At 47.4% G+C, this 19120-nt stretch carries 15 protein-coding genes and 1 pseudogene; all 16 read right to left on the bottom strand.

Going from position 1 to position 19120, the window contains the following annotated elements:
* Positions 1-42 precede the first annotated feature (42 nt).
* Positions 43-774: an oxidative stress defense protein gene (locus RHD99_RS03665; RefSeq protein ID WP_309877477.1), complete on the bottom strand. Its 732-nt coding sequence runs from the start codon at positions 772-774 to the stop codon at positions 43-45.
* Positions 775-882: 108 nt separating this feature from the next.
* Complete coding sequence (argO, locus tag RHD99_RS03660; protein ID WP_309877476.1) at positions 883-1518, bottom strand: arginine exporter ArgO; 636 nt, start codon at positions 1516-1518, stop codon at positions 883-885.
* A gap of 134 nt (positions 1519-1652) precedes the next feature.
* Positions 1653-2515: pseudogene (gene mscS, locus RHD99_RS03655) on the bottom strand (small-conductance mechanosensitive channel MscS).
* Positions 2516-2693: 178 nt separating this feature from the next.
* Positions 2694-4988, bottom strand: a complete 2295-nt coding sequence (pflB, locus tag RHD99_RS03650) for a formate C-acetyltransferase (protein WP_309877474.1) — start codon at positions 4986-4988, stop codon at positions 2694-2696.
* A gap of 158 nt (positions 4989-5146) precedes the next feature.
* Positions 5147-6355 (bottom strand): propionate kinase, encoded by a 1209-nt coding sequence (tdcD, locus tag RHD99_RS03645; protein ID WP_309877473.1) that lies wholly within the window; start codon positions 6353-6355, stop codon positions 5147-5149.
* Positions 6356-6459: 104 nt separating this feature from the next.
* Positions 6460-7791, bottom strand: coding sequence for a threonine/serine transporter TdcC (gene tdcC / locus RHD99_RS03640; RefSeq protein ID WP_270143066.1), 1332 nt, complete (start codon positions 7789-7791; stop codon positions 6460-6462).
* Positions 7792-7939: 148 nt separating this feature from the next.
* Positions 7940-8929, bottom strand: a complete 990-nt coding sequence (tdcB, locus tag RHD99_RS03635) for a bifunctional threonine ammonia-lyase/L-serine ammonia-lyase TdcB (RefSeq protein ID WP_183270872.1) — start codon at positions 8927-8929, stop codon at positions 7940-7942.
* A gap of 101 nt (positions 8930-9030) precedes the next feature.
* Positions 9031-9969 carry a transcriptional regulator TdcA gene (gene tdcA / locus RHD99_RS03630; protein ID WP_183270589.1) on the bottom strand — a complete coding sequence of 313 codons (939 nt, stop codon included), beginning with the start codon at positions 9967-9969 and terminating at the stop codon, positions 9031-9033.
* 522 nt (positions 9970-10491) lie between these two features.
* Positions 10492-11571 (bottom strand): class II fructose-bisphosphate aldolase, encoded by a 1080-nt coding sequence (gene fbaA / locus RHD99_RS03625; protein WP_270143061.1) that lies wholly within the window; start codon positions 11569-11571, stop codon positions 10492-10494.
* A gap of 101 nt (positions 11572-11672) precedes the next feature.
* Positions 11673-12836 carry a phosphoglycerate kinase gene (gene pgk, locus RHD99_RS03620; RefSeq protein ID WP_183270591.1) on the bottom strand — a complete coding sequence of 388 codons (1164 nt, stop codon included), beginning with the start codon at positions 12834-12836 and terminating at the stop codon, positions 11673-11675.
* 50 nt (positions 12837-12886) lie between these two features.
* Positions 12887-13906, bottom strand: a complete 1020-nt coding sequence (gene epd / locus RHD99_RS03615) for an erythrose-4-phosphate dehydrogenase (RefSeq protein WP_309877471.1) — start codon at positions 13904-13906, stop codon at positions 12887-12889.
* Positions 13907-14223: 317 nt separating this feature from the next.
* Positions 14224-14931: a nucleoside/nucleotide kinase family protein gene (locus tag RHD99_RS03610; RefSeq protein ID WP_309877470.1), complete on the bottom strand. Its 708-nt coding sequence runs from the start codon at positions 14929-14931 to the stop codon at positions 14224-14226.
* Positions 14928-15437 (bottom strand): MltR family transcriptional regulator, encoded by a 510-nt coding sequence (locus RHD99_RS03605; protein ID WP_309877469.1) that lies wholly within the window; start codon positions 15435-15437, stop codon positions 14928-14930. Before RHD99_RS03605 ends, RHD99_RS03610 begins: the two co-directional genes overlap by 4 nt.
* A gap of 15 nt (positions 15438-15452) precedes the next feature.
* On the bottom strand, positions 15453-16424 hold the full coding sequence (glpX, locus tag RHD99_RS03600; RefSeq protein ID WP_309877468.1) for a class II fructose-bisphosphatase: 972 nt from the start codon (positions 16422-16424) through the stop codon (positions 15453-15455).
* A 2-nt stretch (positions 16425-16426) separates the two neighbouring features.
* A complete protein-coding gene (locus tag RHD99_RS03595; protein WP_309877467.1) occupies positions 16427-17701 on the bottom strand; it encodes a zinc-binding dehydrogenase in 1275 nt (424 codons plus the stop codon).
* A gap of 11 nt (positions 17702-17712) precedes the next feature.
* Positions 17713-19098 carry a PTS mannitol transporter subunit IIBC gene (locus tag RHD99_RS03590; protein WP_309877466.1) on the bottom strand — a complete coding sequence of 462 codons (1386 nt, stop codon included), beginning with the start codon at positions 19096-19098 and terminating at the stop codon, positions 17713-17715.
* Positions 19099-19120 lie beyond the last annotated feature (22 nt).

The raw sequence follows: 19120 nt of genomic DNA, 5'->3' as shown, positions 1-19120 counted from the left end.
GGTGGATAAACTTTTGCGTTATCCACCCCAGATATCGATGATTTACTGTGCAGCCGGAGCCGCAGCACTTCCCAGTTCAAACACCACATCAACCTGGTCATCAAACTGAATCGTCTGCTGATCGTAGGTATCCTGAGCTGAAACCGGCGGCGCTGCATCGGCTTTCATCATCCGTACCATCGGCGCGGGTTGATAGTTAGATACGTGATAACGCACGCTATACACCGGACCCAACTTGCTGTTAAAGCCTTCGGCTAACAGTTTCGCCTGACGGCTGGCATCGTCGATAGCCGCTTTACGCGCTTTATCTTTGTATTGCTCAGGGTTTGCTACGCCAAGCGATACAGAACGAATTTCGTTAAGACCCGCTTTGAGCGCGCCATCGAGTAACTCATTCATTTTGTCGAGTTTACGGAGTGTGACATCGACCTGACGCACAGCACGATAACCTTTCAGCTGTGTTTTACCGTCTTTCAGATATTCATATTCTGGTTGGGTACGCAGGTTGGCAGCGTTGATGTCTTTCTTCTCGACACCACTTTGCTGTAAGAAGGTCAGATACTGTGCAACGCGGTCATCAGCCTGTTTTTTAGCCGATGCTGCATCTTTAGCAGACACATTGACTTCGATAGCGAGCGTGGCAATGTCAGGAACAGCATCCACGCTTGCGGTGCCGGATGTCACGATATGCGGACCATTTGGCAGCTCTCCGGCCATTGCCGAAAAAGAACCTAATCCCACCAAAGCGGCTAATGCCAGGGTTTTCAACTTCACTGTATTTCCTCCATGCTACATTCCACTGTCATTACGCCCGCAGAATACACGGACGTCAGGCAGCAAGCTTAGCGTGTAATGGTAACTTGTCTATCAGATTAAGGCGAATTAACCCATCAGAGAGGAAATATGGCGAACACCATCGTGAGCCAGCTGTAATGCGATAAACCACATCACCAATCCGACAACCCCATTAATCATGCGCTGCGCTTTAGCTGTGCGCAGACGTGGTGCAAGCCAGGCGGCGAGAAGTGCGAGGCCATAGAACCAAAGGATCGACGCACTCACTGTCCCCAATGCAAACCAGCGTTTAGGTTCATCAGCCAATTGCCCGCCAAGACTGCCCAACACCACAAAGGTATCCAGATAAACATGCGGATTAAGCCAGGTAACGGCCAGCACTGTGGCGACAATTTTCCAGCGCCCTTGCTTCAAAACTTCCGCTGATGCCAGTTCCACGCTACTACTCAAAGCGGTACGCAGTGCGCCCCAACCGTACCAAAGCAAAAATGCCACGCCGCCCCAGGTCACAATTGCCAACAGCCAGGGCGACTGCATCAGCAACGCACTACCACCAAAGATCCCACCACAAATCAGCAGCAAATCACTGATTGCACAAAGCGAGGCAATCATCAGATGGTATTGGCGACGAATTCCCTGGTTCAGGACAAAAGCGTTTTGCGGCCCAAGTGGCAAAATTAATGCCGCGCCTAATGTAAGACCTTGAAAAAAATAAGATAACACGATGATTCACTCTTCAATATTTAGCGATTTGAGAAGAGTGTAGTGGGGAAAAATTATTAGAGGAAATGGATAATTTTAATGGTTTATAAGTATTGCTAATAAAACCAGGGCCAGCCGAAACTGGCCCTGAAAAATCACTCTTGCGCAGGCTGTTGTTTAACACGTTTGAAATTCACATCCATCTGCGGATGTGGGATCCCAATATCGTTGGCATCCAGCGCTTTTTTGATACGTTCCAGCACATCCCAATAGACATCCTGCAAATCAGCGCTGTTGCTCCAGGCGCGCACCACAAAGTTAATGGATGACGGCCCCAGTTCATTGAGTCGTACCGTAATTTCGCGGTCTTTCAGTACACGCTCATCGCTGGTGATGATGTCGGTTAAAATCTGCTTAACCTTGTCGATATCCGAATCGTATGCCACGCCGATGATAAATTCGTTACGGCGCATCGGTTCGCGGGAGAAGTTAATAATATTACCGGCGATAATTTTCCCGTTTGGCACGACGACAATTTTGCCATCCAGGGTGCGTAACGTGGTGGAGAAGATCTGCACATTAAGTACCGAGCCCGCAATTCCCCGAGATCGACATATTCCCCGGCACGGAATGGACGGAAGGTGACAAGCAGTACGCCTGCTGCCAGGTTAGAGAGCGAACCTTGTAGCGCCAGACCGATGGCCAAGCCCGCGGCACCCAGAACGGCAATGACTGACGCCGTTTGTACGCCCACGCGTCCCAATGCGGCAATTAATGTGAAGGCGATAATGCCGTAACGCACCAGAGCAGAAAGGAAATCAGCCACAGTGGCGTCAATATTACGCGCTACCATCACACGGTTGATGGCGTTGGACACGATACGGGCCACGATCATCCCGACGATAATAATCGCAATCGCCGCCACAATGTTGACCGCATAGCTCAGCAGTAACGCCTGGTTGCGCACCAACCAGCCTCCGGCATTATTAATACTGTCTACTACGTTGAGATCTTCCATTCACTCTACCTTGTGATTACCAAAATTCCGCGCCCAAAAGGCACATCAGAGACTTTAAAGCGTAAACAAAACAACAGAATATGCCAACTTTGTCACAAAAATGATCAAAGAATGCAAAAGCCCGCACAAGGCGGGCTTTAAAGTGGAACACAAATTTCGTTAATTTCAGGACGAGAAATTAAATCGAATGTGTGAAGGTTCGCGAAATAACATCCTGCTGCTGCTCGCGCGTTAACGCATTAAAGCGCACCGCGTAACCGGAAACACGAATGGTTAACGTCGGATAATTTTCCGGGTGTTCAATGGCATCCATCAGCATTTCGCGGTTCATCACGTTCACGTTCAGATGCTGCCCACCCTCGGTTTTCACATCATGATGGAAATAACCATCCAGCAGGCCCACCAGGTTTAATTGGCGTACCGCATCATCTCGCCCCAGTGCCGCTGGCACAATTGAGAAGGTATAAGAGATGCCGTCCTTCGCATAGCTAAACGGAAGTTTAGCCACGGAGGTTAATGACGCAACGGCACCTTTACGATCCCTTCCGTGCATAGGGTTCGCGCCAGGAGCAAATGGCGTTCCGCCGCGACGACCATCCGGTGTGTTTCCGGTTTTCTGTCCATAAACAACGTTTGAAGTGATCGTCAGGATCGATTGCGTCGGCACCGCGTTGCGATACGTTGGCAGCGCCTGGATCTTCTTCATAAAGCGCTCAACCAGATCGCAGGCTATGGCATCAACACGATCGTCATTATTACCGTATTGCGGGTATTCACCTTCAATCACGAAATCAACCGCCAGGCCGCTATGGTCACGCACCGGTTTCACCGTGGCGTACTTAATGGCGGAAAGCGAATCCACCGCGACTGACAAACCGGCAATCCCACACGCCATGGTGCGATAAACATCCCTGTCGTGCAGCGCCATCAGCGACGCTTCGTAGCTATATTTGTCATGCATGTAATGGATGAGATTAAGCGCAGTCACGTATTGCGTGGCCAGCCAGTCCATAAAGTGATCCAGACTGCTCATCACCTTGTCATAGTCCAGCACATCGTCCAGAAGCATCGGCATTTTCGGCCCAACCTGGATTTTTAGCTTTTCATCCATACCGCCGTTGATGCAATACAGCAGGGTTTTTGCCAGGTTGGCACGCGCCCCAAAGAACTGCATCTGTTTACCTATTACCATTGGGCTGACGCAGCAGGCAATGGCGTAGTCATCACTGTCAAAATCACAACGCATCAGGTCGTCGTTTTCGTACTGTAATGACGAGGTTTCAATAGAAACTTTGGCCGCATAGACTTTGAATGGCTTCGGTAACGCTTCAGACCACAAGATAGTCAGATTAGGTTCTGGCGCAGGCCCCATGGTGTAGAGAGTGTTCAAATAACGATACGCATTTTTGGTGACCAGCGTACGTCCATCAAGCCCCATACCGCCAATAACTTCAGTCGCCCAAATTGGATCGCCTGAGAACAGTGAGTCAAATTCCGGTGTGCGCAGGAAACGCACCATACGGATCTTCATGATGAAATGATCGACTAACTCTTGCGCCTCAAGCTCTGTCAACAAGCCCGCTTTGAGATCGCGTTCGATATAAATATCGATAAAGGTGGTCGTGCGTCCCAGTGACATCGCTCCGCCATTTTGCGATTTCACTGCGGCCAGGTAGGCAAAATAGAGCCACTGTAATGCTTCCTGTGCATTGCTCGCCGGCCGCGAAATATCAAAGCCGTAATTTGCCGCCATCTCCTGAATTTGCAGCAAGGCACGGCGATGCTCCGATAACTCCTCACGTAGGCGGATGACATCCTCAAGCTTTTCACCCCGCTCGAGCTGATTCTGTAGGTCAGCAAACTGCAATTCACGCTCCCTCACTAAATACGCGATGCCATACAGCGCCACGCGGCGATAGTCGCCAATAATGCGGCCACGTCCATAACCATCAGGCAAGCCGGTCAATACGCCCGATTTGCGGCAACGCAAAATATCCGGTGAGTAAACATCAAAGACGCCTTGATTATGCGTCTTGCGCAGCGAAGTAAACTGGTATTCGAAATCAGGGTCCATTTCACGACCATAGGCTTCAAACGAGCTTTTGATCATGTTGATGCCGCCATACGGATGTAAGGCGCGTTTCAGCGGCTTGTCGGTTTGTAAGCCTACGATTTTTTCATGCTCTTTAACGATATAACCGGGGGCATGTGCAGTAATCGTCGTGGCAATATTGGTATCGAAATCGACGGGTGCGTGAGTGGCATTTTCGATGCGAATGCCATCCATCACTTTTTCCCACAGCGCGGTGGTCGCCGGCGTAGCTCCCGCTAAGAATGATTCATCACCTTCATACGGGGTATAGTTCTGCTGAATAAAATCCCGAACATTAATGGTCTTTTTCCATTCGTCGCCTGAAAATTGTTGCCAGGCATGGGAATAATTATCGTTGGTAATATCAATATCCACATTCATTACTTCATTCCTTTAAAGCACATTATTAATATATACCCAAAATAATTCGAGTTGCATTGAGGCGGCAAGTGAGTGAATCCCGCTGAACTTACTCAAGTAAGTGATGCCGGTGAATGAATGCAGCCAACAAAGATGCAACTTGAAGTATGACGGGTATATTAGGCGTATTCAGCAATATGGCATTCTCTACCTAAATGCAGGGCATCAAGCGCTATCATTTTTTCTTCGTTAGTTGGAATTACCGCACAAACGATGGGTGAGAAGTCACTGGAAATAATTCGCTGCCCTATTCGATTAGATTGGTTATTTCTCTCAATATCCAATTCAATACCGAAAACGCGTAAACGTTCTGCCACCAGGCGACGAATAAGTATTGAGTTCTCACCGATACCACCGGTAAAAATAACGCCGTCAAAACGATTTAACGAAGCGGCATGTGCACCTATAGTTCGGGCTATTCGATGGACAAATGTTCTAATGGCTAATTGCGCACGCACATCGCCGTTATGCCAGGCTTTTTCCAGAGTACGTAAATCTGACGATATTCCTGAAAGCCCCAATAGCCCGGATTCTTTATTGACGACCTGTTCCAGGTCATCCATTGATTGCTCAGTTTGGCGGGCAAGCCAGGCCATTGCACCAAAGTCCACATCACCGCAACGCGTGCCCATGATCAGCCCTTCGAGCGGCGTCATCCCCATCGAGGTATCAACGCTTTCGCCATTTTGCACCGCGCAAACCGAAGCCCCATTTCCTAAGTGAGCAATCACCAACCCCGAGTTTGCTGATTCCAGACCGGGTAACTCGCGTGCTTGCTGAGAAACATAGCGATGCGACGTGCCATGGAATCCATAACGGCGCACCCCGTATTCTTCAAAGTAGCGATACGGTAAACCGTACAGATAAGCTTCAGGCTTCAGGGTCTGATGGAAACTGGTATCGAATACCGCGACCTGTGGAATACCCGGGAAGCGAAGCCGCGCTGATTCCACTCCATGTAAATTGGCATAATTGTGTAACGGAGCCAAAGGTGAAACCTGACGAATTTGTTCTATAACCTCGTCGGTAATTAATACTGACTCACTAAATAAAGATCCGCCGTGGGCAATACGGTGGCCAACAAAAGCGACGCTATCGATTAAATTCCGAATCTCCAGTTCAGCCGCTATTGCAGATAACGCTTCTTCATAATTCTGGTGAGCCAGAATAATAGGCTCTCCATCATTGACGGTTATAAATGCTTTCTCAGTATTAATACCTTCACAAATTCCAGATAAAAGTACATCGCAAGTTTCTGCATCTAACACTGAAAACTTAACCGAAGAAGAACCACAGTTAATCGTCAACACTACTGGGTAATCATTCATTTTTAAATTCCACTCATCCTGAGTATATCCGTCATACTTCAAGCTGCATGTGCGTTGGCTACGTCCATGCAACTCGAATTATTTTTGATATGAAGTGTAAATAACTAGAGCAGCTTGTAGACAATATTAAGAATGGTCAGCAAACCAATGACGGTGACGAAAATGTTTTCTGTTTTTCCTTTATATTTTGCCAGTGCAGGTGTTTTGCGAATGGCATACATCGGCAGCAAGCAAAGCAGTGATGCGATAATCGGTGCCCCCATCGCTTCAATTAAATCGAGGATGTTCGGGTTCGCGTAAGCGACAACCCAGGTTGAACCCATGATGAAAATCATGCTGATAAGGTTGAGGCGACCACCAGAAACTTTCGTTTTATCACCTTTGTAACCGAACTTGAGGATCAGACCGTTCAGCCCTTCCAGCGTACCGAGGTAGTGGCCGAAGAAGGATTTGAAGATTGCCACCAGCGCAATAATCGACGCGCCATATTCGAGCGAGGTTGCGAAGGTCGATTTTGTCCCCGTCATCGATGAGAAGTGGTTCGCGAGGTAGGAAAGCACCGGAATGTTTTGTGCTTTCGCTTCAGCCATATTCTGTGGTGACAGCGTGAACAGGCAGCTGAAGGCAAAGAACATGACAACGGCAACCATCAGCATACTGGCGCGGGAGATGATTTTGGAGCATTTGTCTTCGGTGTATTCGCGGCCAAACTCACTCTCATACTCTTCACGTTTGGAAACCACGAACGAGGAGACAATCGGTGAGAAGTTAAAGGAGAAGACCATGATGGAAATGCCCAGCCATACGGTCACCAGAATGCCATCGCTTCCGGTAAACGAAATATCACTGAGGCTGGCTTGATCGATAACCGCAGAGTTCCAGTAAGGGATCAGCGATACGGAAATCAAGACCAGGCAGGCGATAAATGGGAACACCAGATAGCTCATGACCTTGACCATAAGATCTTTGCCAAAGTAGATAACAAAAGCCATCAACAGCAGCAGGAACAACGCCACTACACCACGGTTAAGCGGCATAAGCTGGAGCTGATTTTCCCAGAACGTCATGAACGTATTGGTTATCGTGACGCCGTAAATCCATAACAACGGGCAGATGGCGAAAAAGTACAGGAAGGTAATCACCACACCGCCGGTTTTACCAAAATGCTCTTCTACCGTTTCAGTGATATTTCCTGAAGGATTGCTGCCGGAAAGACACAGACGAGCAAGCGCACGGTGGCAGTAGAATGCTATCGGAAAGGCAAGAAACAACATGATGAGAATTGGAATTAAACCGCCATAACCTGCACGAATAGGGAAAAATAAAACCCCAGCACCGATAGCCGTTCCAAATAAACCTAATGTCCATGTGGTATCAGATTTTCGCCATTGCGATGTAACTTTTTGACCAATAACAGTGGTATCTACATTACTCATGATTAAATTCCTTAAGTAATTTTATATTCTAAATAATTCGAGTTGCAGGACGGCGGCAAAGAAGATGATCCCCAGAAACTGACTAAAGTGAGTTCCTGGGACGAGCGAGAGCAGCCAACGCACATGAAACTTGAAGCATGCGAATATATCAAATATCTGCTGAGCCTGTAATCTGCGAAACGCGAGAAAGGTCGATATTTCCACCAGAGATAAGGCTAACTGTTTTACGCCCTTTAATATAATGGTCTAATTTACCGCTTAATAATGCTGCAGTGGCTAATGCCCCCGCACCTTCTGTGACGACTTTATTACGTTGAATTAACGCAACCATGCTATTACGAATATCATCTTCACTGACTAAAATAATATCAGTGACCAATTTCTTGACAATTTCAAAGGTGATGCGACCAGGACGGGAGACATCACAACCATCCGCTAAAGTACCTGAAGTACGATGTGACGTTAATTCGCCTTTATAGAATGATGCCGCCATACCATGAACGTTTTCTGCCTGAACACCGATGATATTGATTGTCGGGTTAATGGATTTAATCGCCAACGCAATGCCTGCAATTAATCCGCCGCCGCCAATGGGCACAATCACGTTGTCGACGTCGTATAAATCTTCAAGGATTTCCAGGCCAATTGTCCCCTGGCCTGCAATCACTTTTTCATCATCATACGGTGGGATAAAGATGCGCCCTTCCATTTCAACGATTTCGCTCACTTTAGCGATAGTATCGTTGAAGTTATCGCCGTGCATCACCACCTGTGCAGAGTAGTCAGATGTGGCGGCCACTTTAGATTTAGGTGCGCCATTCGGCATTACCACTTTGCCATTAATTCCCAGGATGGCACAGGATAATGAAACCCCCTGCGCGTGGTTACCTGCAGAACACGCCACAACACCTTTGCTTTTTTCTTCTTCAGTTAACGAGCTGAGTTTATTAAAAGCGCCACGTATTTTAAATGAACCTGTACGCTGCATGTTTTCAAACTTTAAAAATATTTCACCTTTGCAGCATTCGCTAAGATAATTAGAGCGTGGCATTCCTGTTTTATAGATATAACCAGTCAGTCTTTTTTTTGCTTCAAGTACATCAATAATAGTGACAGGAAGTTCATAGTCGATATGCATGTTGACCTCAACATTTAAAAACAAAAATAGGGGTGGTGACAATATTATTAAATTATCACTTGAAATTATTTATAGAATTCGTTATCAATCACTGAATTAAATCAAGCAACTTCAGTTAATTGATTAAATTGGAATCTGCTACGTAATGAATGTTTTTTTGCAAGCTCAACTAATGTTGCTGCTGATTGATTAATACTATAGTTTTTAGACCACACGGCAGCATAGCGAGCGATGGGTAATTTATCTTCAACGGGGACTTTAATAAATAAGTTGGACCCAAACGGTGAAATCATGTCTCGTGGAATAACAGTCAGAAAATCGGCATTCAATACGAGATTATAAATGGTGACGACTGAATCTGTTTTAACAATGTTTTCGCTTTTAATATTATTTTTTTGTAGCGTGGTGAGAAGCTCACTGTAATATCCCATTTCCGTTTGCGGTAACACCCATTGCTCTTGAGCCAGCTCACTGAGTGTTTTCGTCCCTTGAATCGCCCGTGTTCGGTTTGCCACCAGAATAAATTCCGACTCAAACAGCGGTTCGATATGCAAATCCTGTAGCAGCATTTCATCGCTCAATGTGCCAATGGCAAAATCCAGACGACCATCACGGATAGCAGGTAAGAAAGAGGATAATTGGGCTTCAAACATCGAAACCTGTGCCTGCGGGAAAACCTCTTTAAACTCTTTCATCATCCCAGGCAAAAAAGTAAAACCAATCAAAGAAGGGTAACCGAACGATACGTCGACCACGCTGTTACCTACCATTCGATTCATTTCGCTACACAGGTTTGTCAGTTCACGTGTGATGGATTCTGAATAAGTCAGTAGCACTTTTCCTGCTTCAGTTAATATTACACCGGTGTTTTTTCTGATAATCAGTTCTAAGCCAAAATAGGCTTCCATATCACTGATAATTTTGCTGACCGCTGGCTGAGTCAAACTAAGTTGTTTTGCAGCAGAACCAAATGAACCACTCCTCACCACTTCCTGAAAGACAAGCAACTGTTGTGTTTTAGGTAATGTATTATTGTCCATGAAGTTCTGCACCTAATTAATGTTCCATGCAGCAGATCATAACGAATTGCACTGTAGATGTTATGTGGCTTGACTCACAAATACTCGACTCACCGTTGCACGCAAAGCAAACAATCAAAAAATACCATTTAAAAACATATAGTTATAAAATCACTATTTGCCTTTAACATGATGAATATCAACCTTGTGCGCCCTAATAAAATTAAGTTATGGAGATAATTTAAACATATAAGCTTAATTAAGGCGCTGTTTATGCTGTTTTTTACAATAGCAAGAGAAGATTTATCTTAGGCTTATTTCAATATATTAAAATAATCTTGTTATTTTTAAAAAATAATTAATGCAAAAGTCATTACTGTTTATTTAAATAGTTATGTATACGATTTGATCGATGAAATAATAAAAATGAATCCGCTGAAATATTTCAATAATAATTGTTGGGATAAAAACGATTGCCCTCTCAACATTGCAAAAAAAAAGCCCGCACGAGGCGGGCTTGATTCAAGCATTTACTGCTTCAAATTACAGAACGTCGACTGCGTTCAGTTCTTTGAAAGCCTGCTCCAGACGAGTAATCATAGAAGTCTGTGCAGAACGCAGCCATACGCGTGGATCGTAGTATTTCTTGTTCGGCTGGTCTTCACCTTTAGGGTTACCCAACTGGCCTTGCAGATAAGCTTCGTTAGCTTTGTAGTAGTTCAGAATACCTTCCCATGTAGCCCACTGGGTGTCGGTATCGATGTTCATTTTGATAACACCGTAGCTCACGGAATCTTTGATTTCTTGAGCAGTTGAACCGGAACCACCGTGGAACACGAAGTTCAGGGAGTTGTGCGGCAGGTTGTGTTTCTTAGAAACATAGTCCTGAGAATCACGCAGGATAGTTGGGGTCAGAACCACGTTACCTGGTTTGTAAACACCGTGTACGTTACCGAAAGAAGCAGCGATGGTGAAACGTGGGCTGATTGCATTCAGTTTGGTGTAAGCGTAATCAACGTCTTCTGGCTGAGTGTACAGAGCAGAAGCGTCCATATGGCTGTTGTCTACGCCATCTTCTTCGCCGCCGGTGCAACCCAGTTCGATTTCCAGGGTCATGCCGATTTTGGACATACGAGCCAGATATTTAGAGCTGATCTCGATGTTTTCTTCCAGAGACTCTTCAGACAGGTCAATCATGTGAGAAGAGAACAGTGGTTTGCCGGTAGCTGCGAAGTGTTTTTCACCCGCGTCTAACAGGCCATCGATCCACGGCAGCAGTTTCTTAGCGCAGTGGTCAGTGTGCAGGATGACTGGCACGCCGTAATGTTCAGCCATCTGATGAACATGGTGTGCGCCAGAGATAGCACCCAGGATTGCAGCACCCTGAGGAACGTCAGATTTAACGCCTTTACCCGCGATGAATGCAGCGCCACCGTTAGAGAACTGAACGATAACGGGTGCTTTAACTTTTGCAGCGGTTTCCAGCACGGCGTTGATAGAGTCGGTGCCTACACAGTTAACTGCTGGCAGAGCAAAGTTGTTCTCTTTTGCAATCTGGAAAACTTTCTGTACGTCATCACCAGTGATCACACCTGGTTTTACGAAATCAAAAATCTTAGACATGTTTGTTGTCCTGTATCATCGGCCGTTAGAAAAAACGTTTGTGCCACCTAAGACTTCATGGCGGCAAAAATTCAACGGGCAGGATAACCTGCCCGTAATCATTACTTCTTAGCGCGCTCTTCGAGCATTGCTACTGCTGGCAGAACTTTGCCTTCCACGAACTCGAGGAATGCGCCGCCACCAGTGGAGATGTAGGAAATTTTGTCTGCAATACCGAACAGATCGATAGCTGCCAGAGTGTCACCGCCGCCTGCGATAGAGAACGCTTCGCTGTCTGCGATGGCGTTAGCAACGATTTCAGTCCCTTTACGGAAGTTAGGGAATTCAAACACGCCAACCGGGCCGTTCCACAGAATGGTTTTTGCATTCTTCAGAATTTCAGCCAGTTGCTGTGCAGATGCATCACCGATATCCAGAATCTGCTCGTCCGCTTTCACGTCGTTTACAGATTTCAGGGTTGCCGCTGCGGACTCAGAGAATTCAGTCGCTACGCGAACATCCGCTGGAACTGGGATGTCACAAGTAGTCAGCAGGCGTTTAGCTTCATCAACCAGATCCGCTTCGTACAGGGATTTACCGACGTTGTGGCCTTGAGCAGCAACGAAGGTGTTCGCGATGCCACCACCAACAATCAGCTGGTCAGCGATTTTAGACAGGGAATCCAGAACGGTCAGTTTGGTAGAAACTTTAGAACCGCCAACGATAGCAACCATTGGACGAGCAGGTTCTTTCAGTGCTTTACCCAGTGCGTCTAACTCTTCAGCCAACAGCGGGCCTGCACAAGCGACGTCTGCGAATTTACCGATACCGTGAGTAGAAGCCTGAGCACGGTGTGCAGTACCGAAAGCATCCATGACGAATACGTCGCACAGTGCAGCGTATTTTTTAGACAGGGTTTCGTCGTCTTTCTTTTCGCCTTTGTTGAAGCGAACGTTTTCCAGAACAACCAGTTCACCTGCAGAAACTTCTACGCCGTCAAGATAGTCTTTAACCAGACGTACTGGAGCAGACAATTTGTCTTTCAGGTAGTTAACAACTGGCAGCAGAGAGAATTCTTCGTTGTACTCGCCTTCGGTCGGACGACCCAGGTGAGAAGTTACCATCACTTTTGCACCTTGTTTCAGTGCCAGCTCGATGGTTGGCAGGGAAGCACGGATACGCGCATCGCTGGTCACTTTACCATCTTTAACTGGTACGTTCAGATCGGCACGGATGAATACGCGTTTACCAGCCAGATCCAGATCGGTCATCTTAATTACAGACATGGTGAATCCTCTCAATTGACTCTTAAAGTTTTGCAGACACTTTATGTGCCTTACCTGAAACCACTTGCAGCCATGACTAACGTCGTGTCGAGCATTCGGTTAGCAAAGCCCCATTCGTTATCACACCAGACTAAAGTTTTAATCAGATGTTGCCCACTGACCCGAGTTTGCGTGCCATCAACAATGGCGCTATGCGGATCGTGGTTAAAATCAGTCGAGACCAACGGTAATTCCGTATAGTCAACTATACCATGAAATGAATCACGTGCTGCTTTTTGCAGCAACCTGTTGACTTCATTGGCATTAACGGCATTTTTCACTGTCACGCTTAAATCGATTGCCGTGACATTAATGGTCGGAACACGTACCGCAATCGCCTCAAATCGGTCGTTAAATTGCGGGAATATACGTGTGATACCAGCAGCAAGACGCGTATCGACAGGAATAATGGACTGGCTGGCGGCACGGGTGCGGCGCAAGTCCGGATGATAGGCGTCGATAACCTGTTGATCATGCATGGCAGAATGGATGGTGGTCACCGTACCCCACTCAATGCCGTAAGCATCATCAAGCAATTTGATAATGGGAATAATGCAGTTTGTGGTGCAGGAGGCATTCGAAACGATGCAATGTTCAGCAACCACACTTTCATGATTCACACCGAAAACAACGGTGGCGTCGAGGTCGTTACCGCCTGGATGAGAGAAGAGGACTTTTTTGGCACCGGCAGCCAGATGCGCTTCACCGTCTGCACGGGAACCAAACACACCGGTACAATCCAACACCACATCCACGTCCAGTTCACGCCACGGTAAATGAGCAATTTCCGGTTCGTGCAAGATACGGATGGTGTCATCACCAACCCATAACTGGTTGCGTTCCTGACGAACGTCCCTGGCGAAACGGCCATGGCTGGTGTCATACTTCAACAGATGCGCCATACCCTCAGCATCAGCCAGTTCATTGATTGCTACGACGGTTATTTCCGCACGGCGACCGGATTCGTACAAAGCACGTACCACGTTGCGCCCAATGCGACCGAAGCCATTAATTGCTATGCGTACGGTCATATCTCTCCTGCCAGAATCCCTGAGACTAAGTGGCTGACAGAGTAATCCAGCAATCGTCTGAGGGGAATCCTCGCACTCTCGAAACTGCAATTGTTTGCTTAATTGTCGAACATTTATTCGACTGAAACGCTTCAGCCATGTTAAGCGATACAGGGAATAAATGGAACGTTGCCCCATCACAGGCGACCAATCTTCTGACGTACGTCACAAATTTGATGGAATAAATGCAACGTAAAAGGGCAAGAGGACGAATAACGACCAGGGAAAATCAAGAATAATGAAAAAAGACAAGGCCGTTTTAGCGGCCCGTTCGAATATTAATCTTGATGGTAGCCGCCCTGCTCATCCATGCGTAACTGCATGTCAGCAGGCTGACTGTTTTCCAGAACACGCAGCACATTTAACCCGTCGGTCGTGTGGAAAAACTCTTCCGCCTGTTGCCGGGTCAACCCACCGCGCATTTTTCTGCCAATCAATCTTTCTGAGAGTAGTTCAGGCGGGGCAGAAATAAAGACCGAATAATCACACAGCACGCGCAGCGATTGCCATTCAGGTCGATTGAGCAGTAACCAATTCCCTTCAACCACAACAATCGGAGCCTCTACCGCAATCGCATTTTCCACCGGGTCGTGCAAATTACGATCGTACTGTGGCCAATCACTTTCGGGCTGATGCAGAGCGCACAGTGCATCAGTCAGCTTTTGAACATTAAAAGTCTGCGGAGCCCCTTTATGCTGCTTGAGATTATTCGCCAGCAAATAATCGTTGTAGTGATGAAAGCCATCCATCGGCAAAGCCTGAATTGCAGGCAATTCTGGTTCTTTCGCCGCCAGGTATTCCCAAAATGCCGCCAGAGTCGATTTCCCGGTGCCAGGAGGTGCCGCCAGAAATACAACCAGCCTACGCTGTAACTGCTTTTGCTTATCGACTAACAGCTTTAACAATGGCTTGTGTAGCTTCTCGACCTCTTCGTCGTTAAAACGTGCTTGCGTCTCTAAACCATTAATCATCAATGTGACATTCACCAGACTAGCTCCTTCAATAATGAAGTCACCGCCAGAGATAACGCCGTTTTCACCAGATTGCCGTAACGCACTTCGGAATAAATAGAGAAGTCCGAATACTTCATGCTTTTAATTGCATTAAACAGCGTTGCGTTTTGGGTAATGGAATTAAGGTTCGCGACGAAATCGTAAGTGACATCATCATGAAACTGAATGGCCTCTTTACTGTGGTGCACAAAATCGCAGAACTGAGCAATACAGGTAATGTCGGCATAAACCCATTTATCCATTTTCCCGAGTGCGTAGATCAGGCGTAGCGCAACGTCGATATCATCCAGCGGCCCGCTTCTGGCAAGCAATGGTTTAACGGCGTACTCGACTATCTCTTCATCATTATCAACAAATAACGAAGGGAGAAATTGCCTGATCCCGGATAGCAAAATATCGTGAGCGGCGCTCATAAACGAGGCCAGATCACTTTGCGCTTCCAGCCGTTCAAGCACATCATCTTCGTTCAACGTGGTCATCGATAGCTCAGTACATTAAAGGTGATGTAGGGAGTCTATAATATTACAGGTGCGCTCTATACCATTAATCAAGAGCGTTTGTGTGCGCACAACATCACCTTCTTCACGTACGCCCTGCAGAATATCGCCTCCCGTAACACCGGTTGCGGAGAATAATACGTTCTCGCTTTTGACAATCTCATTCAGGCTATAAATGCGGTTAACTTCGACGCCCATCTCAGCACAGCGGCGATGTTCTGAATCCGCAATCTGGCGATGCTCAGGAGACTCCCCTTTTGCCTGGCAAAAATCTAATAGCTCTATCTGCATTTCCCCTCCCAGCGCTTTCACTGCACAGGCTGAAATCACCCCTTCTGGCGCACCACCGATGCTGTACATCACATCGTATTGGTTTTCCAGCAAGCACGTCATCACGCTGGCGGCAACATCACCATCTGGCAAGGCAATCACTTTCACACCCAGTCTTGTGGCGACCGCTATAGCCTCCTGATGCCGTGGTTTGTCGAGCGTGACCATTCGTAACCGTTCAAGCGGTTTGCCCAATGCTTTGGCAATATTGCACAGATTGTCTTCAAGCGTTGCCGCCAGATTAATCACCCCTTTTGCCTTCTTGCCGACCACCAGCTTTTTCATATACATGTCGGGCGCATGAAGCAGCGAACCTTCTGGCGCACAGGCCATTACCGCAAGAGCATTGTTTTGCCCCATCGCGACCATGCGCGTGCCTTCAATCGGGTCGACGGCGATATCAATTTTCGGGGATTGCGCATTGCCTAGCATCTCGCCGATATACAACATCGGCGCATGGTCTATTTCCCCTTCGCCAATGACAATCTTCCCCTGCATATCGATTTGATTAAGCGCATCGCGCATTGCCTGCACCGCGACTCCGTCGATACGATTCTTGTCACCGCAACCGATGAGCGGCCAGGCAGCCAAAGCTGCCTGCTCCGTGGTGCGGAAAAAAGGGTAAGCCAGCGTTTTCATGCTTAAGCCTCCACACCAATATCAACGCCAAAATGCGCTAACAGGTGTTTTTCTGCGGCTTCGTTCCAGACACCGTGTGTTTCTGCAACCAGCTCCGCAAGGCGGCGATATAACGGATCGCTTTCTCCTAAGCGGGCAAAATCGGTAATCGCGGTAAGCGGCATCGTGACGCCGTTATAGATGAGTTTTTTGCCACCAGGGATATCCGGCAGGTTAATCACCGTTTCTGGAACGGCATCCAGACCACCGACATGCGTAACCATAAACGAAGGCTGCAATCTTCCGCTGGCGGCCAGTTCGATAGCTTCCAGCATATCGTCCGTTGAGCCTCCGGAAGTCCCGACGATGTGCGTGCTACCGTAATGTACGTTGTAGAAGTTAAACGGTACTTTAAAGTTTTTGTCGGTGGGTCCGGCAAAGAAATTCAGGCAACCGTCATCGGCAAGCAGATCGTCGCCAAGCTCAATCACCGCAGGCACCGCAGCATAAACGAAAACATCATCGAAACCGGCACCGCCAGTGAGATCTCGCAACGCAGCCGCAGGGTTATCCAGTTGCGTGCTGTTCACATAAACCAGCTCAATACCATTTTTGGCTGCCAACGCCACTGGCAGGAGTTTTTGTGCTTGCGCCAGTCGGGCTTCATCAATATCCACCACTACCACTTTGCCCGGTTTAATATTGCCATTGATAGCATAATCAATCGCGCCGATACCCATCGGCCCGGCACAAGCTAATAATGCCAGGTTGCCGCCGGGCTTTATTCCCATACGATGTTCATACACATATTGTGTGGTGTGATAGTTGGCTTTATATGCGCCAATAATGCAGCACATCGGTTCTGCTAAAGAGGCTGCTGCAAAATATGATCCGCGATAAGGTAATACACACCCCATATCAATCGCCAGTTTCGGGATAATCATATATGTCGCGTTACCACCGAAATATTCGTAACTGTATCCAGCGGAATACCCACTTGGTAAACCCATTGCTGGTTGTAAAACGTAACGCTGACCTTTCTTATATTTATCTCGTAGATTATGACCGACTTCAACAATGACACCCGCACATTCATGCCCAGTAATAACCGGATGGTTACTCAGATCGTCAGGTACGCGTTTATGATCGCTTGCCAGTAATGCCGCTTTCCATGTTGATAAACAAACGCTATCAGAAATAACACTCACTAATAACTCGTCTTCGGTAATCTCGGGTAATTCAAACTCGCGAATACGGACATCCCGCTTACCATAGATGGCTGCAACTTTCGTTTTCATCATAGTCCTTATTATTTTGCCTGAGAGGTGAGTTCATTAAATAAAACATCAAGCTTAGGGTCGCCAATATAGTTATTAATGAGTATTAGCGGTTTGTCAGACACCCGTTTTACACGGCCTTCAAGGCTTGCATGAGTGACAATGATTTCTGCATGTTCCGGGACGTTTTCAATCGCATAGTGTTTAACGTCCATTTCCATTCCCTGTTTTTGCAGGCGTTTACGGAATGTTGTCGCTCCCATTGCGCTTGAGCCCATTCCCGCATCACAAACGAAAGCAATCAGTTTCACTGGTGCTGCGCTCCACGCCCCTTCTTGCTTCATCGTCTTCATGGCGTTTGCCGTTTCATCAAAGCTGTCATCTTTCTCGGCTTCTTTGCTGCGATCCATCTTAAGGATCAACGAGGTGATGACAAACGACACGACTGTTGCGACAGTGACCCCAGCGATGGTGGCAAAGAAGGCACCCCGCGGTGTCAGTGCAAGATAGGCAAAGATTGAGCCAGGGCTTGGCCCCGCGACAAGTCCACCGCCCAAAAGGTTAAAGGTGTAAATCCCGGACATGCCACCTGCGATCATGGCAATCAGCGTCAGCGGCTTCATCAATACATAAGGGAAATAGAGTTCATGAATGCCACCGAGGAAGTGAATAATCATCGCCCCAGGAGCCGATTTCTTTGCCATCCCTTTGCCAAATACAGCGAACCCAAGTAACAGACCAAGTCCGGGACCTGGATTCGACGCCACCATAAAGAAGATGGATTTACCGGTGTCAGAGGCTTGCTGCATTCCAAGTGGGTAGTAAACCCCCTGATCGATAGCGTTGTTCAGGAACAGAATTTTTGCCGGTTCGTTAATCAATGACAGCAGCGGCAAATAGCCAGTGCTAACCAACGCTTCGATGCACTCTTTTACGAAGTTGTTCGCCACCAGGACCGCTGGACCGATGACCTCAAAGGCCAAGAGGCATAAAAGCATCCCCGCAATACCCAGAGAGAAGTTATTGATAACCATCTCAAAGCCCGGTGGAATACGTTTTTCCAGGGTTCTGTCGATAACTTTAATGACCCAACCGCCGAGCGGCCCCATGATCATCGCGCCAATAAACATGGGGATGTCTGCACCCACAATCACGCCGATGGTGCCGATCCCGCCCATTACAGCGCCACGCTTACCCCCCACTAAATGCCCGCCGGTCGAGCCAATCATAACGGGTAGCAAATAGGTGATCATCGGGCCAACTATTTTGGCGAAATGTTCGTTGGGCATCCAACCGGTTGGAATAAATAATGCGGTAATAAAACCCCACGCAATAAAAGCGCCAATATTGGGGATAACCATGGCGGTAAGAAATCCCCCGAATGCCTGGACTTTGGCACGAGCTGATTTGTTTTTCATATTTATCCTGACGAGTGAATGA

Source organism: Buttiauxella selenatireducens, assembly GCF_031432975.1.
Classification (GTDB): domain Bacteria; phylum Pseudomonadota; class Gammaproteobacteria; order Enterobacterales; family Enterobacteriaceae; genus Buttiauxella; species Buttiauxella selenatireducens.
This window is presented reverse-complemented; position numbering and strand designations above follow the sequence as displayed.

Bases quoted from the DNA above. Each gene is read 5' to 3' on its own strand.
- pflB (WP_309877474.1), bottom strand. From the start codon at position 4,988: ATGAATGTGGATATTGATATTACCAACGATAATTATTCCCATGCCTGG.
- tdcD (WP_309877473.1), bottom strand. From the start codon at position 6,355: ATGAATGATTACCCAGTAGTGTTGACGATTAACTGTGGTTCTTCTTCG.
- tdcC (WP_270143066.1), bottom strand. From the start codon at position 7,791: ATGAGTAATGTAGATACCACTGTTATTGGTCAAAAAGTTACATCGCAA.
- tdcB (WP_183270872.1), bottom strand. From the start codon at position 8,929: ATGCATATCGACTATGAACTTCCTGTCACTATTATTGATGTACTTGAA.
- tdcA (WP_183270589.1), bottom strand. From the start codon at position 9,969: ATGGACAATAATACATTACCTAAAACACAACAGTTGCTTGTCTTTCAG.
- fbaA (WP_270143061.1), bottom strand. From the start codon at position 11,571: ATGTCTAAGATTTTTGATTTCGTAAAACCAGGTGTGATCACTGGTGAT.
- pgk (WP_183270591.1), bottom strand. From the start codon at position 12,836: ATGTCTGTAATTAAGATGACCGATCTGGATCTGGCTGGTAAACGCGTA.
- epd (WP_309877471.1), bottom strand. From the start codon at position 13,906: ATGACCGTACGCATAGCAATTAATGGCTTCGGTCGCATTGGGCGCAAC.
- RHD99_RS03605 (WP_309877469.1), bottom strand. From the start codon at position 15,437: ATGACCACGTTGAACGAAGATGATGTGCTTGAACGGCTGGAAGCGCAA.
- glpX (WP_309877468.1), bottom strand. From the start codon at position 16,424: ATGAAAACGCTGGCTTACCCTTTTTTCCGCACCACGGAGCAGGCAGCT.
- RHD99_RS03595 (WP_309877467.1), bottom strand. From the start codon at position 17,701: ATGAAAACGAAAGTTGCAGCCATCTATGGTAAGCGGGATGTCCGTATT.
- RHD99_RS03590 (WP_309877466.1), bottom strand. From the start codon at position 19,098: ATGAAAAACAAATCAGCTCGTGCCAAAGTCCAGGCATTCGGGGGATTT.